Here is a 25,444-nt window from a genome sequence, read left to right as displayed (position 1 = left end):
TCGCTGCTTTTCTTTGTTCAAGCCGTTCACGATCAACATCTGACTGCGCATTGTATTTTGGAAGCATTAGAAGCTGGAATGCATTTACTGCAAGAAGCGGAAACAGCAAAAGCGCTACCCAGCTGTCGATATTTTCCGAGCGCACCATAAGAGCTGGAAGCCACTCGAGTGTAGTCACCACAATCATGAAGAAGAGAGCGGAAATGAAAGCATTCTTTTTTGTCCACTTCGCTTTCAAATAAGCAACAGCAACTGCTGTTACTACTAACACCGCTAAGAGCCCCATATATAAAAGTTGCTGTCCGGCAGTTTCTGCATAGGACACAAACCGGAAAAAAATCAAATCAAAAATAACAATTGCGATAATTAAAACCTGTACCCAGTTCCACAACCGCAATGTCCGGAAAATCCCAACACCAAACTGATGCACGGTTAGGTAGGCAAAGAAGCCCATCTGACTGACAACACTCATTGTAAAGCCGACAATGACCATCCAGACAAACGCAGCAAGAAATTCTCCCCATTCACCTTGCTGAAAGTACGGCGCAAAGGCATCTTCCCAGCGGATTACCAGACCGACGAATCCTGTTATGATTCCGCCAATCAGCAGCGCCTTTATAAAAAACTTGAACCAATTTCGTATAGTCACGATTCTGCCTCCGATTTTATTGACTGTCTTTATTCTAACAAGCAAGCCCTGAAAAAACCATGCGACCCATCGCCTTTCTGTGAACAATCAATGAAAGCTGGATGTTGCCGAAACAGCACAATGCCCGGGCATCTGATTGACAGATTTCCCGGGCATCTTGGTTACTTATCAGCTTGCTTCATAATTTGCTGAGCGATTTCCCCATAAATCTTGCCTGTCGGGTGATCTTCAGCATAAACTGACGGCGCAAAATCTTTCTCATCCCAGTCAGGCTGTCCGAGCGGCACTTGGCCCAGCAGCGGAGCACGAAGCTCTTCTGATAGTTTTGGACCGCCGCCTTGTCCGAAAACGAATTCCCGCTTGCCGCTTTCCTTGCTTTCAAACCATGACATATTTTCAATGACTCCCAGCACTTCATGATCGGTCTGGAGTGCCATTGCACCTGCACGGGCTGCGACGAAGGCAGCTGTCGGATGCGGTGTTGTTACAATGATTTCCTTGGAAGCTGGCAGCATCTGATGAATATCCAATGCGACGTCTCCTGTTCCCGGCGGCAGATCCAGCAGCAGGTAATCAAGATCGCCCCATTCTACATCGCGGAAGAACTGATCGAGTACTTTGCCGAGCATCGGCCCTCGCCACACAACCGGCGTATTTTCTTCTACAAAGAAGCCCATTGAAATGACTTTGACACCAAACCGCTCTACCGGAATAATTGTATTGCCGCGAACCACCGGTGATTTATCGATTCCCATCATATCAGGGACACTGAATCCATAAATATCGGCATCAATCAATCCAACTTTCTTGCCGAGACGCGCCAACGCAATCGCCAGGTTGACGGATACTGTGGACTTCCCTACCCCGCCTTTTCCGCTCGCGATTGAGATGAATTGTACTTTATTGAGCGGTGACAGCAGATCCTGTGCTTCAGATTCTGTCGCTTTTCCGCGGAATGCAGCCAGTTTTTCCGGTGGCAGTTCCTCAAAGCGGATACCTACCGATTCAGCACCTGCTTCTTTTAGTGTATCCACCACTGCCATCTGCAGCTGCATTTGTTCAGGTGTATTCGTTTTAGCGATCGCCAGCTTAACACTGACATGCTTTTTTTCTTCTTTGACACGTATTGATACAATGCCGTCCGTCTCTGCAAAAGACCGTTTTAAAAATGGATCTTGCAGGCCGGCGAGCAATTCCTGTACTTGTTGTTCAGTCAACATCTCACGCACTCCTTCTCTGTTTTTCCCCATCCAAGTATAGCATACCCGGTTTTCGTTTAGCAGACTTGCGCTTTGCTTCTATTCTGTTCTCAAACTTAAGGTCAACTTCAGCGGAAAGGATTTTTCCATTCCATCAAAACGCCATAATTCTTTGATTCCTCATCATCAAGGTAATTGCTGACAATGTGCAGCGGCATCCGTCCACAGCTCAAAAGAAAAGAGATGACCGGGTCATGCAGTTCTCCCGCCGTTACTTGCAGGACATATTCCTCCACTGACATCTCTTCCGCTTTCTCATGATACCCCGGCATCCTCCCGCCGCCGAGCAGTTGTTTGAGTTTCAGTTCAACAATCGTGTGATACATTGCCTGCATCAATAATTTGCCAAGCCCCAGTTTCCGATAGGCAGGAGATACACTGATGTCGACGATATACAATGTATTCCCCTGTGGATTGTGATTGCGGATGTACCCATCATCTGTAATCTCTTCCCACGTATGATCGGGATGACTCGGATCGAAGTTGACTCGCAACCCTGTCACCGACCCGGCGAGACGGCCATCCACTTCCGCGCACAACGCACCTTCAGGAAACAGTGTTACATGGTTCTTCAGCTGTTCTTCATTCCACAGCAATTCCTGTGGAAACGGCGGCGGAAAACACTCCCGCTGAATGCGGATCATATCTTCAAAGTCCTGTTCTGTATAATTTCGGATAACAACCGGGATATTCCGGCTGCCATCAAAGACGTAACGTTCACTCCGATACACGGCCTGCACCTCCACTGAAGTAAATAGTTCTTGCTACCATCTTGTCAGAGCTTCTTCATCTTTTCAATGAAGAATGCCTTTAGGTGATTCCTTCCGCCCCTGCTTCTCTGTCCTTCTGGCAGGCCTGCCCCTGGTACCGTATACTAACTATAAATAATGGATACTTTCTTGCCAGCTGCCACAACTGCAAGCGCCTCACTAAAGAATGCTGCCCCCGACAATGAATGATGCTGTTTCCTGTGTTCACTGCAGCTTTTCTGCTCCATCGTTCGACCTTATGCCAAGCATATCCATAGCACACCTGAAAATGCGGTATTTGAAGAAAACGCAACATTCCCCTTAAAAGGAGGCAGGCTACATGCCTATCATAGAATTTTCATTTATCTGGATCCTCACTATCGATATTGCAGCGTGGACACTGCTTCACTTGGGGATTTCCACCGCCCTTCTTTCTCTCCCGGCTGACCGGTTCACCTATGATACTGCCGTTACCCGCATCCATCATTGGGAGCAGGAGGGTGAGATTTGGCAGCAAATATTCGGAATCAAACATTGGAAAGACAGGCTTCCAGACGGCAGCAGTATTTTCCGCAAAGGTTTTCAGAAAAAGCGGCTTTCTGCGAGCTCGGAAATGTACTTGAACCAGTTTATTGTCGAATCGCGGCGTGCTGAATGGACGCATTGGCTGCTGATCCCGCCAAGCCTGATATTTTTTCTGTGGAATCCAATTTGGGCGGGCTGGATTATGGTGATTTATGCACTAGCCGTAAACATTCCATTCATTCTTATCCAGCGTTATAATCGGCCTCGTTTGCAGCGGCTGGCTGATCGAATAACAGACGTGAAGCCGAAAAGTTCCAGCTGAGCTGGCTGCAAATCCTTCCCGCTGTAAAAATGCAATTGGACTGTTTCCATAGAACAAGAAAACCCCTTCCCGGTTCCTCGGGAAGGGGTTAAACATATTGAAATTAACGCTTTGAGAACTGTGGTGCACGACGTGCTGCTTTAAGACCGTATTTCTTACGTTCTTTCATTCGTGGGTCACGTGTCAGAAGACCCGCAGATTTCAGTGCCGGACGGAAATCCGGATCTACCTGCAGAAGCGCACGTGCGATTCCGTGACGGATTGCGCCTGCCTGACCTGTATAACCGCCGCCGTCTACGTTTACGTTGATGTCATAGCTGCCGAGAGTTTCAGTAGTTGCAAGCGGCTGCTTGATCACTTCACGAAGTGCTGCGAACGGAATGTAGTCTTCTACACTCCGGTTGTTGATTGTGATTGTGCCATCGCCAGGTACGAGACGTACGCGGGCAACGGAGCTTTTACGACGGCCTGTGCCGATATATTGTACTTGTGCCAAAGGTTTATCCTCCTCTTAGTTTAAATGATTATCCGCGAAGTTCGTATACTTCCGGCTGCTGAGCCTGATGCTTATGTTCAGAACCTGCATATACGTGCAGTTTCTTGAACGTCTGACGTCCGAGTGAATTCTTCGGAAGCATGCCTTTGATTGCAAGTTCAAGCATTTGCGTCGGGTATTTTGTGCGCATTTCAAGTGCTGTACGCTGTTTCAGTCCGCCTGGGAACTGAGAGTGACGGTAGTAGATCTTGTCTGTCAGTTTCTTGCCTGTCAGTTCGATTTTATCCGCATTGATGATGATAACGTGATCGCCAGTGTCCACATTCGGTGTGAATGTCGGTTTGTTTTTGCCGCGCAGGATTGCAGCGACTTCAGAAGCCAAACGGCCGAGCGTTTGTCCTTCAGCGTCTACTACGTACCATTTGCGATCGACTTCGTGACCTTTAGCCATGAATGTTGTACGCATGTATATAATCCTCCTAATAATCGTCTCTCTAAATTCAAAAATCTGCACTAAATCGTGCTAAGCAATGTTCCTTTTTCAGTGACCCAATCGCTGATAAGTTTCCGGGGCTCATCGTGGATGGGTATAAAAATACCATATATCATCGTATAACGGAAACTCAATAAAGTCAAGCATTTTACTAAAAACACCTGGAAAAGTTGTTTCAGCTTCCGTAGTCGACTTTTTCCAAGTATAAACCTTGCGGCGGTGCTGTTTTTCCGGCTCTATCCCGGTCTTGTGCGGCAATGATCTTAGCAGCTTCTTCCGGTGAGCGGATACCCATACCGATTTCCAATAACGTTCCCGCGATAATCCGGACCATATTATAAAGAAAACCGGATCCGCTGATCACGAGATGAATCTCATCTCCACGATCTTCAAGCTCCAGCTGATAGACAGTTCGCACTTTATCAATGACGGGTGTATTGGCCGAACAAAAACTTGAAAAATCATGAGTGCCCGGGAACGCACGAGCCGCCCTCCGCATTGCTTCAACATCCGGTTTTATCGGCAAATGTGTACAGAAATTGCGGGTAAATGGGCTGATTATGTTGCTGATTTTCCACTTGTAACGGTATGTCTTACCGGCAGCAGAAAAACGGGCATGAAAATCGTCCGCCGCTTCTTCGGCAGTCAATACCCGGATATCTGCCGGCAGCAAACTATTGATAGCGATCGGCCAACGCGCAATCGGAATCGCGAGCCAAGTATCAAAATGAATGACTTGGCCGAGTGCATGCACTTTTGCATCCGTCCGGCCACTCGCTGTCACTTTGAATTCTGTCTGCTTATGCATTTTGCCGAGCGCCTGAATTAACACCGCTTGAACCGTCCGTTTGTTCGGCTGCACTTGAAAGCCCGAAAAGCCGCTTCCGTCATAGGCAATCACCGCTTTAATCCGCTTCATATCATCCACTCCTTACGACCGAAAATACCACAAGACAACTGCCAGCAAAGCGAGTAATAGCAGACTGACTGAATCACGGGCATGCCATTCAAGCTGCCGGTAGCGTGTCCGTCCCTCTCCGCCGCGATAGCCGCGGACTTCCATCGCTGTTGCGAGGTCCTCTGCCCGTTTGAACGCACTGACAAACAGCGGAATCAGCAATGGCGTGACAGCCCGCAGCCGCTCTTTCAATGGACCGGAACTGATGTCGGAGCCCCTCGCTGTCTGGGCCTTCAGAATTTTGCCGGTTTCATCCATCAGCGTAGGAATGAACCGGAGCGAAATGGACATCATTAAAGCTAGCTCATGCACGGGCAGTTTAAAGCGCTTAAATGGGTTTAATAGAATCTCCGTACCATCCGTTATGGAGATCGGTGATGTGGTGAGCGTCAGAATACTGGTCATGAACACAAGCACTAAAAACCGGATAGCGATGAAAATTCCTTGCCGGAGTCCTTCTTCGTAGATTTCAATAAAGCCGAAGTCCAGCAGCAAATCACCTTCTTGCGTGAAAAAGATATGCAACAAAAACGTAAAAACGAGCAGCAGCATTACAGGTCTTAATCCGTTAATGAGAAAATACAGCCGGATTTTCGACAGCATAATTACCAGGAACGTGAAGCCAAGCAGTACCGCGTATGTCAATGTATTATTTGCAATGAAGACAATAGCAATGAACACAAACACAAACAGGATTTTCGCCCGCGGATCCAGCCGGTGAACCAGTGAATCACCAGGTATGAAGCGACCGAAAATCATCTTTTCCATCATGCCGATCCCCTCCCGTCCAGCAGGGCATGGGCAATTTCTTTCGCCAGCACTTCCTCTGTCAGGCAGACAGCGTTCAACCGATGGCCCGTCCGTCGTTCGAATGAACGCTGCAGCCGGATAGTGCGCGGCGGTTCCAATTGGAACGAGGCCAGCTGTTCCTCAGCGGTGAACACTTCTTCCGGCAGCCCCGTCATCACACATTGTCCGTTATGCATTACAGCTACCTGGTCTGCATAACGGGCGGCATCTTCCATACTATGTGTCACCAGGACGGTCGTCAATCCGCTTTCCTGGTGAAGCCGATAGAACAGGTCCATAATTTCCTCGCGTCCCCTTGGGTCCAGACCGGCTGTCGGCTCATCCAGGACCAGCACTTCCGGCTCCATCGCCAGTACGCCTGCAATTGCAACGCGGCGCATCTGACCCCCTGAGAGGTCGAAAGGTGACTTAGCGAGTGTATCTTCCGGCAATCCCAGCTGTTGTACCAGACGGATCGCCCGCTGTCTGGCTTCTTCTTCCGGCACACCATAATTCATGGGGCCGAACATAATGTCTTTTAAAACCGTTTCTTCAAAAAGCTGCTGCTCAGGAAACTGGAATACAATCCCGACCCGTCGCCGGACATCCCGCAGGTTTTTCGCTTTCGTGCCTGCACTGATGACCCGATCACCGATCTTCACCTGACCTGCTGTCGGTCGCAGCAAGGCATTCAAATGCTGCAGCACGGTAGATTTACCGGAACCGGTATGGCCGATGATTGCCGTATAAGAGCCGGAAGGAATATGAAGGGTCACATTTGAAAGTGCCTGCTTTTCAAAAGGCGTATCTTTTGCATAACTGTACGCTACGTTTTGCAGTAAGATATCCATAACTCTTCAACCAGCTCCTGCTCTGACATGTGTTCTTCCTGGATTTTTATACCTGAGGCACGAAGTAAATGCGACATCCGCATAGTGAAAGGTAAATCCAGCCCTAGTTCCTCTAATTGACTGCCGTGAGAAAAAATCTCTTCCGGCGAGCCTTCCTTATACTTTCTACCGGCATTCAGTACAAGAATCCGGTCGGCCAACGCCGCTTCTTCCAAATCGTGTGTAATCGACAGCACTGTTACCGGCTCGGTTTTCCGCAATTCCCGGATTGTCCTGATGACTTCCTGACGCCCCTGCGGATCAAGCATGGAAGTCGCCTCATCCAGAATCAGCAATTGCGGTTTTAAAGCCAGAGCGCCGGCAATCGCGACCCGTTGCTTTTGACCGCCCGACAGATGATGCGGTTCATGATTAACATACGCCGCCATGTTGACTTGCTGCAAAGCAGCCTGCACCCGCTCTACCATTTCCGCATGCGGGACTCCGTTGTTTTCAAGTGCAAAAGCCACATCATCCTGTACTGTTGCACCGACGAACTGATTATCGGGATTCTGAAAAACCATTCCCATTTTTGATCGCTTATCCCATAGGTTGGTTTCAGAAAGTGAATCTCCTAAAATACGGACAATCCCTTCCTGCGGGAACAGCAGCCCGTTCATCAGTTTAGCGGCCGTTGACTTCCCTGAACCATTATGACCCACAATTGCAATCCATTCACCGCTGAATACAGAAAACGATACACCTTGCAATGCAGGCATCCCCGCTTCACTTTCGGGGTTATATGTAAATGTCACATCAGTGAATGACAATGCTTCCGTTTTCATCTCTGCTCGCCTCCTGTTTCGCCTCTGCTCTGCTCAACCTCTGCTTATTATGTAAAAATAAATAAAAAAAGCGCGCACCCCATTCACGAAATGCGCTTTTTCTCTATGGCTAATCCGGTTGCTTAAGCCGGACAGTGAATGGGGTGCGTAGAGCTAGACGAAACGCCGCCTTTTAATAAGACTCGTTCATCATAACGCTCAGCTTTTCCTATCGTCGTATAAATACTGATTTGAAAAGAGGGAGGGAGGCATATCGGACCAGCCGATTCCTGCCTACTTCTCCCTGCTGTTTAAACTAATTCAATAATGACTACAGGTGCTCCGTCGCCGCGGCGCTGACCCAGTTTCAGGATCCGCGTGTATCCGCCTTGGCGGTCTGCATAGCGTGGTGCCACGTCGTTAAACAGTTTCTGCAATGCGAAAACAGTTGTCTCTTCGCCAGCTTCGTCTGTTGCTGTTACAGTCTCACGGCGAATGTATGCTGCTGCCTGGCGGCGTGCATGCAGGTCCCCGCGCTTACCAAGTGTAATCATTTTTTCAACAGTTGAGCGCAGTTCTTTTGCACGGGCTTCCGTTGTCTGAATGCGTTCATGTACGATCAAGTCAGTCGTTAGGTCACGCAAAAGTGCCTTCCGCTGAGAACTTGTGCGTCCAAGCTTTCTCATCGAAGTTTCCCTCCTTTATAAATGTCTCCGGCGCTTAGTCTTCCTTACGCAGCCCAAGACCTAAATCTTCAAGTTTCACTTTCACTTCTTCAAGCGACTTGCGTCCGAGGTTACGAACTTTCATCATGTCTTCTTCTGACTTGTTTGCAAGCTCATGCACTGTATTAATGCCGGCACGCTTCAAGCAGTTATAAGAACGGACCGATAGATCGAGCTCTTCGATGGTCATCTCAAGCACTTTCTCTTTTTGGTCTTCTTCTTTTTCAACCATGATTTCAGCCGTCTGCGCCTGGTCTGTAAGCCCTACGAAGACATTCAAGTGTTCTGTTAGAATTTTCGCGCCAAGCGCAATTGCATCTTTCGGACCGATGCTGCCATCTGTCCATACATCGAAAGTCAATTTATCATAATTGGCCAGTTGGCCTACGCGTGTATTCTCCACTTGGAAATTGACGCGTGAAACCGGTGTGTAAATAGAGTCGATCGGAATAACGCCAATCGGAAGATCTTCCCGTTTATTCTGATCAGGACGGGCATATCCGCGCCCTCGATTCGCATACATCCGCATACGCATATGACCATTTTTGGCAAGCGTCGCAATATACAAATCCGGATTCAGGATTTCAACGTCACTGTCATGTGTGATGTCTGCTGCAGTTACCGTTCCGTCACCTTTCACGTCAATTTCAATGACTTTTTCTTCGTCAGAGTAAATTTTCAGTGCCAGTTGCTTCACGTTCAAAATGATGGAAGCCACGTCTTCTTCTACCCCTTCAATGGCAGAGAATTCATGAAGCACACCTTCAATCTGAATAGATGTGACAGCAGCACCAGGCAGAGACGACAACAGAATCCGACGTAAGGAGTTTCCTAATGTCGTACCGTATCCGCGCTCCAGCGGCTCGACAACGAATTTGCCGAACTTCGCATCGTCACTGGTTTCAACCGTTTCAATCTTTGGTTTTTCGATTTCGAGCATTCAGTTTATCCTCCTTCAAAACGTCGGGGTATTTTCGTTTCTCAAGACTTCTCGGAGCTGACTGATAAGCGATCTGCAATCCGATCCCGACAAACGATTATACGCGGCGGCGTTTCGGCGGACGGCATCCGTTGTGCGGGACAGGTGTAACGTCTTTGATCGCCGTTACTTCAAGTCCGGCAGCCTGAAGTGCACGAATTGCTGCTTCACGGCCAGAACCCGGTCCTTTTACCGTTACTTCAAGAGTCTTAAGACCATGCTCCATGGATGTCTTTGCAGCTGTTTCAGCAGCCATCTGGGCAGCAAATGGAGTGGATTTACGGGATCCGCGGAATCCGAGAGCTCCAGCACTGGACCAAGAAAGTGCATTCCCCTGCATATCAGTGATCGTAACAATTGTATTGTTGAAAGTAGAGCGGATGTGAGCAATACCGGACTCGATATTCTTTTTCACACGGCGCTTACGAGTTTGTTGTCTACGTGCCATACTAGGATGAAACCTCCCTTACTGATTATTTTTTCTTGTTTGCTACAGTTTTACGAGGACCTTTACGTGTACGGGCATTATTTTTCGTGTTCTGACCGCGCACAGGCAACCCGCGACGGTGGCGGATTCCACGGAAGCTTGCAATTTCCATCAGACGTTTGATGTTCATTGACACTTCACGGCGGAGATCGCCTTCGATTCTGTACTGATCCAATTGTTCACGGATGCTGTCCAACTCGTTGTCCGTCAGATCGCGTACACGCGTATCTTCAGAAACACCAGCAGCAGCAAGAACTTTTTTTGCAGTAGTTTTACCTACTCCATAAATATAAGTTAATGAAATCACAACGCGTTTGTCGCGCGGAATATCAACACCAGCAATACGTGCCATGTGTATCATGCACCTCCTTCAAGTTTAGCCTTGTCTTTGTTTGTGTTTCGGATTTTCACAGATTACCATTACTTTGCCGCGTCTGCGAATAACTTTACATTTTTCGCAGATTGGCTTAACCGATGGTCTCACTTTCATCTAACCCAACCTCCTTAATAGTCCGGAGTGCAAAAGATTATTTAAAACGGTATGTGATGCGGCCGCGTGTCAGATCATAAGGGGAAAGTTCCACTGTCACTTTATCTCCCGGCAGTATCCGGATAAAGTGCATGCGGATTTTACCGGAAACGTGCGCAAGAATTGTATGGCCATTTTCCAGCTCCACTTTGAACATCGCATTGGGCAGTGTTTCAGTCACTGTCCCTTCGATTTCGATTACATCATCTTTCGCCATCGACCCAGTCTCCCTTCTGTATACAAATCAGGTTCTCATCTTCAAACGGTATTTGCTGATTGACTAGCATAACATGCAATTTGGATGAGTTCCAAACCTGTTACACAGATGCTTCCGCGAAACCCATTATACCTGTCCAAGTCCTAAAATGCACGGCTCAGGCACGGCAGGCAGCTTCAAACAGCACTGGTCTCATCTACCGGGCACACCTTTGTTTTGCAGCTCTCAGAATAATTTGTTCCGATGCTCCCGCAAACGGCTGCAATGGCTCACGCTGCGCCCGGCAGTTTTGAGTCAGTCTTTGCCGTTTGTGAAAAGAGCATCGATGTCAGCAAATACTTCCTTAATGTCCTGCTGTCCATTGATATTCGCCAGCACACCTTTACTTGCATAGAAATCAAGCAACGGCTGTGTCTGCTGGATGTTCACTTCGAGACGGTTGGTTACCGTTTCCGGATTATCATCTTCCCGCTGATACAGCGAGCCGCCATCCCGGTCACATACGCCTTCCACTTTCGGCGGGTTGAATACAACATGGTATGTGGCACCACATAGCTGACAAATCCGGCGGCCTGTCAGGCGGGTAACCAATTCATCCCGATCAACTTGAATATTTACAACATGCTCGACTCTTCTTCCCATATCAGCAAGAAGAGCCTCCAGCGCTTCAGCTTGAGGAACAGTGCGTGGAAAGCCATCCAAAAGGAAACCTTCCTTGCAATCCGGTTTACTCAGACGTTCGCGGACAATGCCGATTGTCACTTCATCCGGAACCAGTTCACCTTTATCCATAAACGATTTTGCTTTCAAGCCAAGTTCCGTCTCCTCTTTCATCGCGGCCCGGAACATATCGCCTGTTGAAATATGAGGGATGTCGTACTTCTCAATGATTTTATCAGCCTGTGTACCTTTGCCGGCACCAGGTAGACCCATTAATACGATATTCATACGGTAGTGTGCCCCCTCAGAACAATTGAACAAGGGGCGCCGCTGCGCCGCCCTGTCCACTGAATTATTTCATAAAGCCTTTATAATGACGTTTCACCAGCTGCGACTCGAGTTGTTTCATGGTCTCGAGTGCGACCCCGACTGCAATCAGAAGCCCTGTTCCGCCAATTTGCGCTGACTGGGGAAGTCCCAGAAAATTAATGAAGAAAATCGGCATGACAGAGATAACTGCGAGGAAGAGGGCGCCGACGAACGTCAGTCGGTAAAGAACACTAGTTAAATAATCTTGCGTATTTTTACCCGGACGGATTCCCGGGATATAAGCTCCCTGTTTCTTCAGGTTATCTGCTACGTTTTCAGGATTCACCTGGATAAACGCATAGAAATACGTGAATGCGATGATTAGTGCCACATAGATCAGCATACCAACAGGCTGCGTGTAGTCAAATGTGCGCTGAATGGCATCGGTGAACGTGTTGGACCCGAAGAAAGTAGCGATCGTCTGCGGTGTAATGATGAAAGCCACCGCGAAGATCACCGGGATAACTCCGGCCGCGTTTACTTTCAAAGGCAGGTGTGTGGCTTGTCCGCCAGTCGTTTGACCGCGTCCGGCTACACGTTTTGCATATTGAATCGGAATTTTACGGAGCGCCTGCTGCACATAAATGATAAACACGGTAATCGCGATAACCGCGAGTGCCAGCAGCACCAGAATAGCAAGGTTGATGACAAGCTGATCTTCTGCTCCTTCGATCAATTGGGCATATAATTGGTTAACAGCATTCGGAACAGCAGCAACGAGACCGGCGAAGATAATAATGGAAATTCCATTACCTACACCTTTCGCTGTGATCTGCTCTCCGAGCCACATCAGAAATGCAGTGCCTGCAGTCAGAACGAGCGCAATTACTACATATGTCAGGATATTGTCATCCTGGATGAGCGTGCCTCCATACAGACGGTTGAATCCATAGGACATCCCCATTGCCTGCAAGAAAGCAAGAATGATGGTGAAATAACGGGTGAACTGAGCAAGTTTCCGTCTTCCGACTTCCCCTTGTTTTGCCCATTCCGTAAATTTCGGAACCACGTCCATCTGCAAGAGCTGGACAATGATTGAGGCGGTGATATACGGCATGATCCCCATCGCTAGTATAGAGAAGTTGAGGAGTGCCCCCCCGCCGAAAGTGTTCAGGAATCCGATCAGGCTCGCCTGATCAGTTGCCTGCAGCACTTCTGCATCAACATTCGGAACCGGGATGAATGTCCCGATCCGGAAAATGATGAGCATCAGCAAAGTGAAAATAATTTTATTTCGAATATCACGCACACGCATAAAATTGGAGATTGTCTGAAACATTAAACCACCTCGGCTTGGCCGCCGGCAGCTTCAATTGCTTCTTTAGCAGATCCGGAGAACTTATGAGCACGGACTGTCAGTTTCTTTTCCAGATTGCCATTGCCCAGAATTTTAATTCCGGCTTTTGCATTGCTCACGACACCTGATTCAATCAGGAGTTCAGGCGTTACTTCTGTACCTTCATCAAAGCGGTTCAGCGTCTCAAGGTTCACAACAGCATATTCTTTACGGTTGACGTTTGTAAATCCGCGCTTCGGCAGACGACGGAACAATGGGTTCTGACCGCCTTCGAAACCAGGACGAACACCTCCGCCTGAACGTGCTTTCTGACCTTTATGGCCTTTACCTGCTGTTTTGCCGGTACCTGATCCAATACCACGGCCCACGCGCTTACGCACACCACGGGAACCTTCAGCCGGTTTTAATTCATGCAGTTTCATAGAGTTGGCACCTCCTTTTCGAAAAATATCGATTAAACTTCTTTAACAGTGACAAGGTGAGCAACTTTTTCGATCATTCCGCGGATTGCCGGGTTATCGTTGTGCTCAACTGTCTGATGCATCTTACGCAAACCAAGTGCTTCGATTGTTTTGCGCTGTGCCGGTTTTGAACCGATCACGCTTTTTGTGAGGGTAACTTCCAGTGTAGTCGCCATTGTGATTTCCCTCCTTATCCTAACAGTTCTTCCACTGATTTGCCGCGCAGTTTTGCGACTTCTTCAGCGCGTTTCAGCTGCTGCAGTCCGTCCATTGTAGCGCGGACCATGTTGATCGGTGTGTTGGAACCGAGTGATTTTGACAGGATGTCTGTAACTCCTGCAAGTTCGAGTACCGCACGGACAGGGCCGCCTGCGATAACACCGGTACCTGGCGAAGCAGGCTTAATCAAGATTCTGCCGGCTCCGAAATGACCGACCACTTCGTGTGGAGTCGTTCCTCTAACCATTGGCACTTCCACCAGATGTTTTTTCGCATCTTCAACCGCTTTGCGGATTGCTTCCGGTACTTCCTGTGCTTTTCCGGTTCCAAAACCTACACGGCCATTTTTATCGCCTACGACAACCAGTGCAGAGAAACGGAAACGGCGTCCGCCTTTCACAACTTTCGCGACACGGTTGATCGTGACTACGCGCTCTTCAAATTCTTGATCTCTTGGGTCATTACGACGCATGAAATGAGTCCCTCCTTCTTTTTAAAATTCCAGTCCATTTTCGCGTGCTGCTTCTGCTAAAGCTTTCACACGGCCGTGATACAAATAGCCTCCGCGGTCGAATACAACTGACTTCAGCCCTTGCTCAGAAGCGCGTTTCGCAATTGTCTCGCCGACTTTTACAGCTGCTTCTGTGTTGCCGTTTGAATCGCCTTCGAATGCTTTATCAAGTGTCGAAGCGCTCACAAGCGTTACGCCGCGTGTATCGTCGATCAGCTGTGCATAGATGTGCTTGTTAGAACGGAACACGTTCAGACGAGGACGTTCAGCAGTTCCTGTGATCTTTGTACGGACACGGGCGTGGCGCTTTTTACGCGTTGCATTTTTATCTTGTTTCGTAATCACTGAGGGTCACTCCTTTCAGCTTGCCTAAGCGGCATTATTTACCTGTTTTACCTTCTTTACGGCGTACACGTTCGCCTTCGTAACGAATACCTTTGCCTTTGTACGGCTCTGGCGGACGTACAGCACGGATGTTGGATGTAAGTGCACCGACACGTTCTTTATCAATGCCTCTTACAATTACACGCGTGTTTGCCGGCACTTCAATATCAAGTCCTTCTTCCGGTGTGAATTCAACCGGATGTGAATAACCGACGTTCAGTACCAATTTCTTGCCTTGGAGCTGCGCACGATAACCGACACCCACAAGTTCAAGCGCACGTTCGAATCCTACTGCTACACCTTCAACCATGTTCGCAAGCAATGCGCGGGTTGTTCCATGGATTGTGCGGTGTTCTTTTGATTCTGAAGGACGTGTCAGTGTAATGACGTTATCTTCTTGTTCGATTTTGATATCTGTATTAAATGTGCGAGTCAATTCGCCTTTAGGTCCTTTGACCGTTACCGCATTGCCTTCTGCAATTTGCACTGTAACGCCTTCAGGAACCGTGATTGGTTTTTTACCTACACGTGACATTCTGTTACACCTCCGTTCGTTTGTCGTTTCTTACCAAACGTATGCTATGATTTCGCCGCCGACTTTCTGTGCGCGGGCTTCTTTATCTGTAAGCAGACCTTGGGATGTTGATACTAGTGCAATACCGAGACCATTCAGGACACGGGGTACTTCATTTGTTTTTGCGTATACACGAAGTCCAGGCTTCGAAATCCGCTTCAAACCAGTAATAACGCGTTCGTTATTTGAACCGTACTTCAGGAAGATACGGATCATACCTTGCTTGTCATCTTCAACATATTCAACATCACGGACGAAACCTTCACGCTTCAGGATTTCAGCGATATCTTTTTTCAGGTTTGAAGCAGGAAGCTCCAATTTCTCGTGACGAACCATGTTGGCGTTGCGGATGCGTGTCAGCATATCTGCAATCGGATCAGTCATTGTCATTACATTTACCTCCTTCCCAGTATAGGGGATTACCAGCTGGCTTTTTTAACGCCAGGAATTTGTCCCTTGTATGCAAGTTCACGGAAACAAATACGGCAAAGTTTAAATTTGCGTATTACTGAATGCGGACGTCCACAACGTTCACAGCGAGTGTACTCCTGCACTTTAAACTTCTGCGGGCGCTGCTGTTTCACGATCATCGATTTTTTAGCCACGTTTACGCCTCCCTTTAGTTTACTTTTGGAATGGCATTCCGAATTGTGTCAGCAGTTCGCGGGCTTCTTCGTCCGTGTTCGCTGTCGTAACAATTACGATATCCATTCCGCGTACTTTCGATACTTTATCATAGTTGATTTCAGGGAAGATGAGTTGCTCTTTTACGCCGAGCGTGTAGTTGCCGCGTCCGTCGAAAGATTTTTTCGATACGCCACGGAAGTCACGCACACGCGGAAGTGCAACAGCAATCAGTTTGTCGAGGAATTCATACATGCGTTCACCACGCAGTGTGACTTTCGCTCCAATCGGCATGCCTTCACGCAAGCGGAAACCAGCGATTGATTTCTTCGCTTTCGTTACTACCGGCTTCTGACCAGCGATTGTCTGCAGCTCTTCTACTGCAGTATCCAGTGCTTTTGTATTTTGAACTGCTTCACCGACACCCATGTTGATGACAATCTTGTCAACTTTTGGTGCCTGCATGACAGACTCATAATTGAATTTATCCATGAGAGCAGGTGTGATCTCATTGATGTACTTATCTTTTAGGCGGTTCATGTGTGTACCTCCCTTCACTCAGAAAATTATTTATCCAGAACAGTTCCGGATTTTTTTGCAACACGAACTTTTTTGCCGTCTTCCACTTTATATCCTACGCGAGTCGGCTCGCCGGATTTCGGGTCAACTACCATTACATTTGAAACGTGAATCGATGCTTCCCGGTTGACGATTCCGCCCTGTGGGTTTGCCTGATTCGGTTTCGTGTGCTTTTTGATGATGTTGACACCTTCAACGATGACACGGTCATTTTTCGGATAAGCAGTCAGAACCTCACCGGTCTTCCCTTTATCCTTGCCTGTAATCACCATTACTTTATCGCCTTTTTTAACGTTCATTCTGTCGCACCTCCTTGATATGGCACTGGGATTTATTAAAGAACTTCAGGAGCAAGTGAAACGATTTTCATGAAGTTGTTGTCACGAAGTTCGCGTGCCACAGGTCCAAAAATACGAGTTCCGCGCGGTCCTTTATCTTCACGGATAATCACACAAGCATTTTCATCGAATTTGATGTACGTGCCATCCTTGCGGCGGGCACCACTTTTCGTCCGTACGATTACAGCTTTCACCACATCACCTTTTTTGACAACGCCACCGGGTGTTGCTTTCTTCACTGTACATACGATTACATCGCCAATATTCGCAGTTTTACGGCCGGATCCGCCTAGCACTTTAATCGCCAGCACTTCACGTGCGCCTGAGTTATCTGCAACTTTTAAACGGCTCTCTTGTTGAATCATCTAGGTTACCTCCCTCCGGAAAAAATTCGTTTCCGAAATAGATTAATTTGGATTAGATAATAACCGCTTTTTTCACGACTTCAACTAGGCGGAAGCGTTTTGTAGCGGACAGCGGACGGGTTTCCATGATGCGAACAACATCGCCTACCCGCGCTTCATTTTGCTCATCATGAGCTTTGAATTTCTTTGAGTACTTTAGGCGCTTGCCGTAGAGCTTGTGCTTTTTTTGTGTTTCAACCATTACTGTAACGGTTTTGTCCATCTTGTCTGATACGACGCGGCCTGTGTAAACTTTGCGATTGTTACGCTCAGTCATACTCGCAAACCTCCTCTCGTTTTATCGGTTGTTGCCGTTGATTTCTCTTTCACGAATCACAGTTTTCATACGCGCAATCGCTTTGCGGACTTCGCGGATGCGAGCGGTATTCTCTAACTGGCCAGTCGCTAATTGGAAGCGAAGGTTAAAAAGCTCTTCTTTCAGTGATTTCACTTGTTGTTCGATTTCAGCAGTGGTCAAGTCACGGATTTCATTAGCTTTCATTCGATTCACCACCAATTTCTTCACGTTTTATGAATTTGCTCTTGATCGGAAGTTTATGAGAAGCAAGACGAAGTGCTTCGCGTGCTACTTCTTCCGATACACCGGCAATTTCAAACATTACTTTACCAGGCTTTACAACCGCTACCCAGCCCTCAGGAGAACCTTTACCGGAACCCATCCGGACTTCAAGAGGCTTTTTCGTATATGGTTTATGCGGGAAAATTTTGATCCAGACTTTACCGCCACGCTTCATGTAACGTGTCATCGCGATACGTGCAGATTCAATCTGGCGGTTTGTGATCCATGCAGCTTCAGTTGCCTGCAGACCGAACTCGCCGAATGCAATTTCTTTGCCGCCTTTCGCTTCCCCGCGCATCTTTCCGCGGTGCTCACGACGGTGTTTCACGCGTTTAGGCATCAACATATTATTTGCCTCCTTCCTCAGAGTTCTTCTTATTCTTAGTCGGAAGGACTTCACCGCGGTAGATCCATACTTTTACGCCAAGCTTACCATACGTGGTATCTGCTTCAGCATGCGCATAATCGATGTCTGCGCGTAGTGTATGGAGCGGAACAGTTCCTTCACTGTAGTGTTCAGCACGAGCAATATCTGCACCGCCAAGACGGCCGGATACTTGTGTTCTGATTCCTTTTGCACCAGCACGCATTGTGCGCTGGAGAACTTGCTTCTGGGCACGGCGGAAAGACACTCGGTTTTCCAGTTGACGAGCAATTCCTTCTGCAACCAATTTCGCATCCAGATCAGCTTTTTTCACTTCAACAATATTGATGTGTACGCGTTTGCCGGACAGTGCGTTCAGTGCTTTACGAAGTGCTTCGACTTCAGAACCACCTTTACCAATGACCATTCCTGGCTTCGCAGTATGCACTGTAATGTTAACCCGGTTAGCAGCGCGCTCGATTTCAACTTTAGAAACAGATGCTTCTTTCAGACGGCTATCAAGATATTCACGGATGCGCAAGTCTTCGTGAAGAAGTGTCGCATAGTCCTTTTCAGCGTACCATTTTGACTCCCAATCACGGATGATGCCTACACGCAATCCATTAGGATGTACTTTTTGACCCACGAATTATCCCTCCTTCTTCTCAGATACCACGATTGTGATGTGGCTTGTACGTTTGTTGATTGCGCTCGCACGCCCCATTGCACGAGGACGGAAACGCTTCAGTGTTGGACCTTCATCAACGAACACCTTGCTTACCACAAGATTGTTCACGTCCATTTCGTAATTATGTTCAGCGTTAGCAGCTGCGGAAGTCAGAAGCTTTTCCACCACGAGCGATGCTCCTTTTGGTGTATGCTTCAAAATCGCTACAGCTTCGCCGACTTGCTTGCCTCGAATTAAATCGACTACTAAGCGGACTTTACGAGGAGCAATACGTACTGTTCTAGCGACAGCTTTTGCTTCTTGCATAGGGGAAACCTCCTCTCAATTAACGTCTTGTTTTCTTATCGTCTGCACCGTGGCCTTTATATGTGCGCGTTGGTGCGAATTCGCCAAGTTTGTGTCCGACCATGTCTTCAGTCACATAAACCGGTACGTGTTTGCGTCCGTCATACACCGCAATTGTCTGTCCGATGAAAGACGGGAAGATAGTGGAACGGCGAGACCATGTTCTGATCACTTGTTTTTTCTCGTTGTCCTTTTGTGCTTCGACTTTCTTCATGAGATGGTCATCGACAAAAGGTCCTTTTTTCAAGCTGCGACCCATTTGGGATCCTCCCTTCGTGATTGCACCACGGTTCTGACTGCGAACCGCAGCGTAATCTCTTTATTTTTTGCGTCGACGTACGATGAATTTATCGGATTGGTTTTTCTTCTTACGCGTTTTGTAACCAAGTGTTGGTTTGCCCCATGGAGACATAGGTGACTTGCGTCCGATTGGCGCTTTACCTTCACCACCGCCGTGCGGGTGATCGTTCGGGTTCATAACAGAACCACGGACTGTCGGGCGTTTCCCTAACCAACGTGAACGTCCTGCTTTACCGATGTTGATCAGTTCGTGCTGTTCGTTTCCAACTTGACCGATTGTTGCGCGGCAAGTTGCAAGAATCATGCGAACCTCACCGGACTGAAGACGTACGATATAGTACTTGCCTTCTTTACCGAGAACCTGTGCTGAAGCTCCTGCTGAACGGACGAGCTGGCCGCCTGCACCTGGTTTCAGTTCGATGTTATGGATTGTAGAACCCATCGGAATGTTCGAAAGCGGAAGTGCGTTCCCTGGCTTGATGTCTGCATCCGGACCAGACATGATCTGTGTTCCGACTGTCAGACCTTTCGGTGCTAGGATATAACGCTTTTCCCCGTCTACATAATGGATCAGTGCAATGTTAGCAGAACGGTTCGGATCGTATTCGATCGTAGCAACGCGTCCTGGAATGCCATCTTTATCACGCTTGAAATCGATGACACGGTATTGGCGTTTGTGTCCGCCGCCTTGATGGCGTACAGTCAACTTACCTTGGTTGTTACGGCCACCTTTGCGCTTAACCGGACGCAGAAGCGATTTCTCCGGCTGATTTGTGGTAATTTCCGCAAAATCAGAGCTTGTCATGTTACGACGGCCGTTGGAGGTAGGTTTATACTTTTTAATCGCCATGTTTGTTCCCTCCTTCGTTTGATTGATCCTATTTTATAGGAATTTACACTTCAAAAAGTTCGATGTCTTTGCTGTCGGCTGTCAATTTCACAATCGCTTTACGGCGTTTGTTTGTGTAGCCGCCGAAACGTCCCATGCGCTTGAACTTACCTTTGTAGTTCATGATGTTGACTTTCTCAACATCCACACCGAAGATTTCTTCGACTGCATCTTTCACTTGTGTTTTGTTGGCCCGAGTGTCCACATCGAATGTGTACTTTTTCTCAGCCATCAGTTCGGAAGAGCGCTCAGTAATGACCGGACGCTTCAGAATGTCACGTGCTTCCATTATCCAAGCACCTCCTCAATTTTTTCTACTGCTGCTCTAGTGATGACAACTTGGTCATGGCCCACTAGATCCAGGACGTTAATGCCACTTGCCGGCAAAACAGTGATTCCTTGGATATTACGTGCAGAAAGTGCAACGTTCTCATCAAGATCAGCTGTTACAAACAGTGTTTTTCTTGCAGTTGACAGATCTTTTGTCAGCTGTACGAAATTCTTTGTTTTCGGTGCGTCGAACGCAAGTCCTTCAAGAACTACCATGCTGTTGTCTGCCACTTTAGATGATAGTGCAGAACGCAGCGCGAGACGACGAACTTTTTTCGGGAGTTTGTAGCTGTAGCTGCGTGGTGTCGGTCCGAAGACGACCCCGCCTCCGCGCCACTGTGGTGAACGGATGGAACCTTGACGGGCACGTCCTGTGCCTTTCTGGCGCCATGGCTTTTTACCACCGCCCGCTACCGCAGAACGGTTTTTTACTTTATGGTTTCCTTGGCGAAGCGATGCGCGCTGGGAAACGACTGCGTCGAACAGTACCGATTCGTTCGGTTCAATTCCGAATACATAGTCGCTGAGCTCGATATCGCCAACCTGAGAACCTGATTGGTTTAAAAGAGATAATTTAGGCATTCCTGTTTCCTCCTTCCTTTAGTACTTATTAAGCTTTAATAGCTGCTCTTACTCGTACAAGTGTTTTGCGGGCGCCTGGAACATTGCCTTTAATAAGAAGCAAGTTGCGTTCTGCATCCACACGGACGACTTCGAGATTCTGGATTGTTACAGTATTTCCGCCCATTTGACCTGGCAGTTTCTTCTGTTTGAATACGCGGTTCGGAGCAACCGGGCCCATTGAGCCTGGACGGCGGTGATAGCGTGAACCGTGTGCCATTGGTCCGCGGGACTGTCCGTGGCGTTTGATAACACCCTGGAATCCTTTACCTTTTGTTGTTCCTGTTACATCTACAGTTTCACCTTCTGTGAAAACTGTTACTCCGACTTCCTGACCAACTTCATAATCGGCTGTGCTCAGATTGCGAAATTCGCGAACGAAGCGCTTAGGTGCAGTGTTTGCTTTTGCCGTATGTCCTTTTTCCGGTTTGTTTGACAGCTTTTCACGCTTATCTTCGAAACCGAGTTGGATTGCATCGTAGCCGTCTGTATCAACTGTTTTTTTCTGAAGCACGACGTTTGGAGCCGCTTCAATAACAGTTACAGGGATCAGATCACCGTTTTCCGCAAATACCTGCGTCATGCCGATTTTTCTGCCTAAGATTCCTTTGGTCATGTCGTTACACCTCCTGTGAATGATTCATAAATTAAATAATGGATTTACTTTTATATTCGTTTTACCGATTAAAGTTTGATTTCAATGTCGACGCCGGACGGCAGGTCCAGCTTCATGAGCGCATCAACAGTCTGCGGTGTCGGATTAACGATATCGATCAGACGTTTATGTGTGCGCATTTCGAATTGCTCACGAGCATCTTTATACTTGTGGACAGCACGCAGGATTGTGTAGACGGTTCTTTCCGTCGGAAGCGGAATTGGACCGGATACATTTGCACCTGAACGTTTCGCTGTTTCCACAATTTTTTCCGCTGACTGATCCAGTACTCTGTGATCATATGCTTTTAAACGGATACGAATTTTTTGTTTTGCCATTATTTTCCCTCCTTTTCGCCTATTTTCTAGACTTCTCCGCGAAAATTTTCCGTACACTCGCCATGGCAAAGCGGCCGGGTGTGTCGGTAACCTCTCGCTTCAACGCAGTCAAAGACCAACATTCAACATTATACACAAGAAAAAAGAATTTCGCAAGCACTTATACGAAATCCTTTCTCCTAAAACACAACTTCATTTATTATATAGGTTCACTGGCTTTTTTTCAACTCATACGCTGACTTACGTAAGAACCATTACCGCAAGCCACCCAAACAGGATGAGCGGGATATTATAATGGATAAACGTCGGCACGCACGTATCCCAGATATGGTTATGCCGGCCATCAGCATTTAAACCGGCTGTCGGTCCGAGCGTGGAATCTGATGCGGGTGAGCCTGCATCTCCAAGCACACCGGCAGTACCGATGAGTGCAATGATCGCAAGCTCCGAAAAGTTGAACTCCACAGCGAGCGGTACGAAAATTGCTGCGATAATCGGGATGGTTGCAAACGATGAGCCGATTCCCATTGTTACAAACAGACCGACAAGCAGCATGGCGAGCGCTGCCAGCAGCTGACTGCCTCCAAACAGATCCGATGCGCTTTCCACAAGTGGACTGATTGCGCCTGTGGCCTGAATAACAGAAGCAAATCCGTTTGCTGCAATGATAACAAATCCGATGAATGCCATCATCTGCATGCCCTCCGTTAAGAGCCGGTCAGCTTCCCGCCACTTCATGGCTCCTGCCAGATAGAGCACTGCGATACCCGCCAGCGCGCCGGCAATCATAGAGTCGGTGGAAATTTGCGCCCAAAGCGCCGCTGCCAGCGCAGCCACAGTCGCTGCAATATTTTTTACAGACGCTGTCTTCTCTTCTGCTTTCTCTTCTTTTACCGCCATGGAATGATAGGTGCGGGGTTTACGGTAGGAAATAAATACCGCGATAAGCAGACCGATGAATAATCCGGCTGCCGGCAGCAGCATGGCTCTCGGGATATCCGCCATTTCCACTTCCACCCCCGCGAGACCCATTTGAGTCGTAATGATTTCATGAAAAATAAGTCCGAATCCATAAGGCAGCAGCATGTACGGCATGACAAGACCAAATGTCAGGACAGCGGCAATCAGCCGGCGATCGATCTGCAATTCATTCAAGATATATAAGATCGGCGGAATCAGCAGTGGAATGAACGCAATATGAATCGGAATCAGGTTTTGTGAAAACACGGCCATGATCAGCAGCACAAAAACCAGCAGCGCTTTCACTAAGCTTTCCCGAGTAGCACCCTTTTCTTCCTTATTGATCATCTTGATGACTAGACTGACGAGCAGTTCCGGGATTCCTGTGCGGGAAATTGCGATGGCAAAGCCGCCCAGCATGGCATAGCTCAATGCGATCACCGCTCCTGCACCAAGCCCGTCCGTAAACGCAGTAAGGGTATCCATCAAGGATAATCCCCCGGCGATTCCCCCCGCCAGTGCACCGATCAGCAAGGCAAATACAACATTCACCCGAAATAAACTTAAAACCAACATGACTAAAACGGCAAGAATAACAGCATTCATAATTAATTACGTTCTCCTTTACTATGCTAAAGCGATAAAGTCCGCTTTTAAAATTAACAAAAGCATTGGAGGATGTCAATATGAATGAAGAGATTAAGGCCGGACAGCACAAAAAGTCCGGCTGCAGGATAGAGTAACAATCGCTGCAGCCGGAGCTGTATTTCTGTTATTCGTGAATTATAGTATGGATAACACAGCCGGGTTCAGACCCGCAACAAGTTCATGACACCTGACCAGCTTGGCAATATCAAGATTCCCGCCACTGACGATGATACCTGTACTTCCGCTTCCTGCTGGCAAATATCCGGCAAGTGCAGCGGCCACAGCAGCTGCCCCTGCCCCTTCAACCAGCATTTTCTCCCGTTCCAGCATAAACAGAATTGCTGATGCAATTTCCTGTTCTGTCACAGTGAGAACTTCGTCTACTAAAGACAAAATCACGTTAGTCGTGAGCATGCCCGGTTCTTTCACTCCGATTCCTTCAGCAATCGTCGGTTGGGTGCGGGCGGCATTCAGTTTTACTATAGCGCCGTATTGGCGGGTCGCCATTACCTTAGCCTGCGGAGTGGTTTCCGGCATGAATACCGTCACCGGCACTCCTCGTTTCTGTCCCGCTAACGCAACCCCTTGTGCGTGGTTACCCGCGGAGGCAGCCAGAATGCCATTCGCACATACCTCGTCCGATAGTTGACTGATCTCGTTGTAAGCACCGCGGACTTTAAACGACCCGGTCTTCTGCAGATTTTCAAGTTTAAGTGAGATTTTTTTGCCTGCCAGTCTGTTTAAAGTGGCTGATTGCTTGCAAGGTGTGCGATGAACGACCGGTGTCAGACGTTCAAGTGCCCGGTATAGCCCCTCTGGGTCATATGAATTCCCAAAAGATCATCTCCCTGTCTGTGTGTTGGGTTACACGGCTGGATGCCGCTTCTCGTATTCATCAATATAAGTTTCATACTGAAACGTGAGGGCGATTTCATCCCATCCGTTCAGCAGCATTTGCTTCCAGTATGGATCAATGTCAAATGCATATTGAACGCCATCCGCTCCCTGTACCGTTTGATCTTCCAGTGAAATGCTGAGTGCATACGGCGCCTGTTTCCCTTTTTTAAGCAATTCATCCACTTCTTTTTCCTGGAGCCGAATCGGCAGAATACCATTTTTCACACAATTGTTATAGAAAATATCCGCATAACTTGGTGCGATAACTGCATTAAACCCGTAGTCCTGAATCGCCCACGGTGCATGCTCACGCGAGGAACCACAGCCGAAATTATCTTGCGCAACAAGGATTTGCGAATCTGCATACGTTGGATCGTTCAAAACGAAGTCTTCGTTCAAACTGCCATCCGGATGGAAACGCCAGTGATAGAATAAATACTTGCCGAAACCGGTCCGTTCAATCCGCTTCAGGAATTCCTTTGAAATAATCTGATCTGTATCTACATTTTGCCGGTCGAGCGGCGTAACCACACTGCTGATTTCGTTAATCGGTTTCATATATGCACCTTCCTGATTTG

The 25,444-nt window shown here is 47.9% G+C and carries 42 protein-coding genes (1 of these 42 running past the window's edge); 1 reads left to right on the top strand and 41 read right to left on the bottom strand.

Annotated features, from left to right (window positions below; translation table 11 throughout):
* The 3 genes from B0X71_RS00810 to B0X71_RS00800 all read right to left on the bottom strand — a co-directional run.
* On the bottom strand, positions 1-649 hold the 5' portion of the coding sequence (locus B0X71_RS00810; protein WP_077587681.1) for a KinB-signaling pathway activation protein. Its footprint begins 41 nt before the window's first position; the window shows 649 of its 690 coding nt (coding positions 1-649); it begins with the start codon at positions 647-649; the stop codon falls past the left edge of the window.
* A gap of 161 nt (positions 650-810) precedes the next feature.
* A complete protein-coding gene (locus B0X71_RS00805; RefSeq protein WP_077587680.1) occupies positions 811-1,869 on the bottom strand; it encodes an Mrp/NBP35 family ATP-binding protein in 1,059 nt (352 codons plus the stop codon).
* Positions 1,870-1,976: 107 nt separating this feature from the next.
* The gene (locus B0X71_RS00800; RefSeq protein WP_232336748.1) at positions 1,977-2,639 is read right to left on the bottom strand and encodes a GNAT family N-acetyltransferase; all 663 of its coding nucleotides are present in this window, start codon (positions 2,637-2,639) and stop codon (positions 1,977-1,979) included.
* A 358-nt stretch (positions 2,640-2,997) separates the two neighbouring features.
* Between B0X71_RS00800 and B0X71_RS00795 the strand changes: the two genes are divergently transcribed.
* Positions 2,998-3,504: a glycosyl-4,4'-diaponeurosporenoate acyltransferase CrtO family protein gene (locus B0X71_RS00795; protein WP_077587679.1), complete on the top strand. Its 507-nt coding sequence runs from the start codon at positions 2,998-3,000 to the stop codon at positions 3,502-3,504.
* A gap of 103 nt (positions 3,505-3,607) precedes the next feature.
* On the opposite strand, the gene rpsI is transcribed toward B0X71_RS00795, so the two are convergent.
* From rpsI to leuD, 38 genes are all read right to left on the bottom strand, one after another.
* Entirely contained in the window at positions 3,608-4,000 is a 393-nt protein-coding gene (gene rpsI / locus B0X71_RS00790) for a 30S ribosomal protein S9 (RefSeq protein ID WP_077587678.1), read from the bottom strand.
* A 28-nt stretch (positions 4,001-4,028) separates the two neighbouring features.
* Positions 4,029-4,466, bottom strand: coding sequence for a 50S ribosomal protein L13 (rplM, locus tag B0X71_RS00785; RefSeq protein WP_077587677.1), 438 nt, complete (start codon positions 4,464-4,466; stop codon positions 4,029-4,031).
* Between the two features lie 202 nt (positions 4,467-4,668).
* Positions 4,669-5,412 (bottom strand): tRNA pseudouridine(38-40) synthase TruA, encoded by a 744-nt coding sequence (gene truA / locus B0X71_RS00780; protein ID WP_077587676.1) that lies wholly within the window; start codon positions 5,410-5,412, stop codon positions 4,669-4,671.
* A gap of 12 nt (positions 5,413-5,424) precedes the next feature.
* Positions 5,425-6,222, bottom strand: coding sequence for an energy-coupling factor transporter transmembrane component T family protein (locus tag B0X71_RS00775; protein WP_077587675.1), 798 nt, complete (start codon positions 6,220-6,222; stop codon positions 5,425-5,427).
* Entirely contained in the window at positions 6,219-7,091 is an 873-nt protein-coding gene (locus B0X71_RS00770; protein WP_077587674.1) for an energy-coupling factor ABC transporter ATP-binding protein, read from the bottom strand. Before B0X71_RS00770 ends, B0X71_RS00775 begins: the two co-directional genes overlap by 4 nt.
* Positions 7,067-7,915: an energy-coupling factor ABC transporter ATP-binding protein gene (locus B0X71_RS00765; protein WP_077587673.1), complete on the bottom strand. Its 849-nt coding sequence runs from the start codon at positions 7,913-7,915 to the stop codon at positions 7,067-7,069. The genes B0X71_RS00770 and B0X71_RS00765 overlap by 25 nt, the downstream gene beginning before the upstream one ends.
* 290 nt (positions 7,916-8,205) lie before the next feature.
* Positions 8,206-8,580, bottom strand: coding sequence for a 50S ribosomal protein L17 (gene rplQ / locus B0X71_RS00760; RefSeq protein ID WP_077587672.1), 375 nt, complete (start codon positions 8,578-8,580; stop codon positions 8,206-8,208).
* A 34-nt stretch (positions 8,581-8,614) separates the two neighbouring features.
* Entirely contained in the window at positions 8,615-9,559 is a 945-nt protein-coding gene (locus B0X71_RS00755; protein ID WP_077587671.1) for a DNA-directed RNA polymerase subunit alpha, read from the bottom strand.
* Between the two features lie 97 nt (positions 9,560-9,656).
* Positions 9,657-10,046: a 30S ribosomal protein S11 gene (gene rpsK / locus B0X71_RS00750; RefSeq protein WP_077587670.1), complete on the bottom strand. Its 390-nt coding sequence runs from the start codon at positions 10,044-10,046 to the stop codon at positions 9,657-9,659.
* Between the two features lie 25 nt (positions 10,047-10,071).
* Positions 10,072-10,437, bottom strand: a complete 366-nt coding sequence (rpsM, locus tag B0X71_RS00745) for a 30S ribosomal protein S13 (RefSeq protein WP_077587669.1) — start codon at positions 10,435-10,437, stop codon at positions 10,072-10,074.
* 24 nt (positions 10,438-10,461) lie between these two features.
* Positions 10,462-10,575, bottom strand: coding sequence for a 50S ribosomal protein L36 (rpmJ, locus tag B0X71_RS00740; RefSeq protein ID WP_003247619.1), 114 nt, complete (start codon positions 10,573-10,575; stop codon positions 10,462-10,464).
* Between the two features lie 37 nt (positions 10,576-10,612).
* The gene (gene infA, locus B0X71_RS00735) at positions 10,613-10,831 is read right to left on the bottom strand and encodes a translation initiation factor IF-1 (RefSeq protein WP_019244399.1); all 219 of its coding nucleotides are present in this window, start codon (positions 10,829-10,831) and stop codon (positions 10,613-10,615) included.
* Between the two features lie 294 nt (positions 10,832-11,125).
* The gene (locus B0X71_RS00730) at positions 11,126-11,779 is read right to left on the bottom strand and encodes an adenylate kinase (RefSeq protein ID WP_077587668.1); all 654 of its coding nucleotides are present in this window, start codon (positions 11,777-11,779) and stop codon (positions 11,126-11,128) included.
* A 64-nt stretch (positions 11,780-11,843) separates the two neighbouring features.
* Positions 11,844-13,139, bottom strand: coding sequence for a preprotein translocase subunit SecY (gene secY / locus B0X71_RS00725; RefSeq protein WP_077587667.1), 1,296 nt, complete (start codon positions 13,137-13,139; stop codon positions 11,844-11,846).
* Positions 13,139-13,579, bottom strand: coding sequence for a 50S ribosomal protein L15 (rplO, locus tag B0X71_RS00720; RefSeq protein WP_077587666.1), 441 nt, complete (start codon positions 13,577-13,579; stop codon positions 13,139-13,141). The genes secY and rplO overlap by 1 nt, the downstream gene beginning before the upstream one ends.
* A 32-nt stretch (positions 13,580-13,611) precedes the next feature.
* Positions 13,612-13,794 carry a 50S ribosomal protein L30 gene (rpmD, locus tag B0X71_RS00715; protein WP_077587665.1) on the bottom strand — a complete coding sequence of 61 codons (183 nt, stop codon included), beginning with the start codon at positions 13,792-13,794 and terminating at the stop codon, positions 13,612-13,614.
* A gap of 14 nt (positions 13,795-13,808) precedes the next feature.
* Positions 13,809-14,309 (bottom strand): 30S ribosomal protein S5, encoded by a 501-nt coding sequence (gene rpsE, locus B0X71_RS00710; protein WP_077587664.1) that lies wholly within the window; start codon positions 14,307-14,309, stop codon positions 13,809-13,811.
* Positions 14,310-14,330: 21 nt separating this feature from the next.
* Positions 14,331-14,693, bottom strand: coding sequence for a 50S ribosomal protein L18 (gene rplR / locus B0X71_RS00705; RefSeq protein WP_077587663.1), 363 nt, complete (start codon positions 14,691-14,693; stop codon positions 14,331-14,333).
* 34 nt (positions 14,694-14,727) lie between these two features.
* Entirely contained in the window at positions 14,728-15,267 is a 540-nt protein-coding gene (rplF, locus tag B0X71_RS00700) for a 50S ribosomal protein L6 (RefSeq protein ID WP_077587662.1), read from the bottom strand.
* Between the two features lie 30 nt (positions 15,268-15,297).
* Positions 15,298-15,696, bottom strand: a complete 399-nt coding sequence (rpsH, locus tag B0X71_RS00695) for a 30S ribosomal protein S8 (protein ID WP_077587661.1) — start codon at positions 15,694-15,696, stop codon at positions 15,298-15,300.
* A 29-nt stretch (positions 15,697-15,725) separates the two neighbouring features.
* On the bottom strand, positions 15,726-15,911 hold the full coding sequence (rpsN, locus tag B0X71_RS00690) for a 30S ribosomal protein S14 (RefSeq protein WP_077587660.1): 186 nt from the start codon (positions 15,909-15,911) through the stop codon (positions 15,726-15,728).
* Between the two features lie 19 nt (positions 15,912-15,930).
* Positions 15,931-16,470 (bottom strand): 50S ribosomal protein L5, encoded by a 540-nt coding sequence (gene rplE / locus B0X71_RS00685; RefSeq protein WP_077587659.1) that lies wholly within the window; start codon positions 16,468-16,470, stop codon positions 15,931-15,933.
* Between the two features lie 26 nt (positions 16,471-16,496).
* Positions 16,497-16,808, bottom strand: coding sequence for a 50S ribosomal protein L24 (gene rplX / locus B0X71_RS00680; RefSeq protein ID WP_077587658.1), 312 nt, complete (start codon positions 16,806-16,808; stop codon positions 16,497-16,499).
* Positions 16,809-16,843: 35 nt separating this feature from the next.
* Entirely contained in the window at positions 16,844-17,212 is a 369-nt protein-coding gene (gene rplN, locus B0X71_RS00675; RefSeq protein ID WP_077587657.1) for a 50S ribosomal protein L14, read from the bottom strand.
* A 52-nt stretch (positions 17,213-17,264) separates the two neighbouring features.
* Entirely contained in the window at positions 17,265-17,528 is a 264-nt protein-coding gene (gene rpsQ, locus B0X71_RS00670) for a 30S ribosomal protein S17 (RefSeq protein WP_077587656.1), read from the bottom strand.
* A gap of 21 nt (positions 17,529-17,549) precedes the next feature.
* Positions 17,550-17,753 carry a 50S ribosomal protein L29 gene (gene rpmC / locus B0X71_RS00665; RefSeq protein ID WP_077587655.1) on the bottom strand — a complete coding sequence of 68 codons (204 nt, stop codon included), beginning with the start codon at positions 17,751-17,753 and terminating at the stop codon, positions 17,550-17,552.
* Positions 17,743-18,177, bottom strand: a complete 435-nt coding sequence (gene rplP, locus B0X71_RS00660; protein ID WP_077587654.1) for a 50S ribosomal protein L16 — start codon at positions 18,175-18,177, stop codon at positions 17,743-17,745. The genes rpmC and rplP overlap by 11 nt, the downstream gene beginning before the upstream one ends.
* Before the next feature lies 1 nt (position 18,178).
* Positions 18,179-18,841, bottom strand: coding sequence for a 30S ribosomal protein S3 (gene rpsC / locus B0X71_RS00655; protein WP_077587653.1), 663 nt, complete (start codon positions 18,839-18,841; stop codon positions 18,179-18,181).
* A 3-nt stretch (positions 18,842-18,844) separates the two neighbouring features.
* A complete protein-coding gene (gene rplV, locus B0X71_RS00650) occupies positions 18,845-19,189 on the bottom strand; it encodes a 50S ribosomal protein L22 (protein WP_077587652.1) in 345 nt (114 codons plus the stop codon).
* A gap of 19 nt (positions 19,190-19,208) precedes the next feature.
* Positions 19,209-19,487 carry a 30S ribosomal protein S19 gene (gene rpsS, locus B0X71_RS00645; RefSeq protein ID WP_077587651.1) on the bottom strand — a complete coding sequence of 93 codons (279 nt, stop codon included), beginning with the start codon at positions 19,485-19,487 and terminating at the stop codon, positions 19,209-19,211.
* Positions 19,488-19,547: 60 nt separating this feature from the next.
* Complete coding sequence (gene rplB, locus B0X71_RS00640; protein ID WP_077587650.1) at positions 19,548-20,378, bottom strand: 50S ribosomal protein L2; 831 nt, start codon at positions 20,376-20,378, stop codon at positions 19,548-19,550.
* A gap of 43 nt (positions 20,379-20,421) precedes the next feature.
* Entirely contained in the window at positions 20,422-20,706 is a 285-nt protein-coding gene (gene rplW / locus B0X71_RS00635) for a 50S ribosomal protein L23 (protein WP_077587649.1), read from the bottom strand.
* Positions 20,706-21,329 carry a 50S ribosomal protein L4 gene (gene rplD / locus B0X71_RS00630; RefSeq protein ID WP_077587648.1) on the bottom strand — a complete coding sequence of 208 codons (624 nt, stop codon included), beginning with the start codon at positions 21,327-21,329 and terminating at the stop codon, positions 20,706-20,708. The genes rplW and rplD overlap by 1 nt, the downstream gene beginning before the upstream one ends.
* Before the next feature lie 28 nt (positions 21,330-21,357).
* Entirely contained in the window at positions 21,358-21,984 is a 627-nt protein-coding gene (gene rplC, locus B0X71_RS00625) for a 50S ribosomal protein L3 (protein WP_077587647.1), read from the bottom strand.
* Between the two features lie 68 nt (positions 21,985-22,052).
* Positions 22,053-22,361: a 30S ribosomal protein S10 gene (gene rpsJ / locus B0X71_RS00620; RefSeq protein WP_077587646.1), complete on the bottom strand. Its 309-nt coding sequence runs from the start codon at positions 22,359-22,361 to the stop codon at positions 22,053-22,055.
* A 240-nt stretch (positions 22,362-22,601) separates the two neighbouring features.
* Positions 22,602-23,927, bottom strand: coding sequence for a Na+/H+ antiporter family protein (locus B0X71_RS00615; RefSeq protein WP_077587645.1), 1,326 nt, complete (start codon positions 23,925-23,927; stop codon positions 22,602-22,604).
* A gap of 177 nt (positions 23,928-24,104) precedes the next feature.
* Positions 24,105-24,758, bottom strand: coding sequence for a threonine ammonia-lyase (locus B0X71_RS00610; RefSeq protein WP_077587644.1), 654 nt, complete (start codon positions 24,756-24,758; stop codon positions 24,105-24,107).
* A gap of 75 nt (positions 24,759-24,833) precedes the next feature.
* Positions 24,834-25,424 (bottom strand): 3-isopropylmalate dehydratase small subunit, encoded by a 591-nt coding sequence (leuD, locus tag B0X71_RS00605; protein WP_077587643.1) that lies wholly within the window; start codon positions 25,422-25,424, stop codon positions 24,834-24,836.
* Positions 25,425-25,444 lie beyond the last annotated feature (20 nt).

The sequence above is a fragment of the Planococcus lenghuensis genome, assembly GCF_001999905.1.
Classification (GTDB): Bacteria; Bacillota; Bacilli; order Bacillales_A; family Planococcaceae; genus Indiicoccus; species Indiicoccus lenghuensis.
The sequence above is the reverse complement of the archived record's forward strand: the minus strand, read 5'-3'. Positions and strand labels throughout refer to the sequence as shown.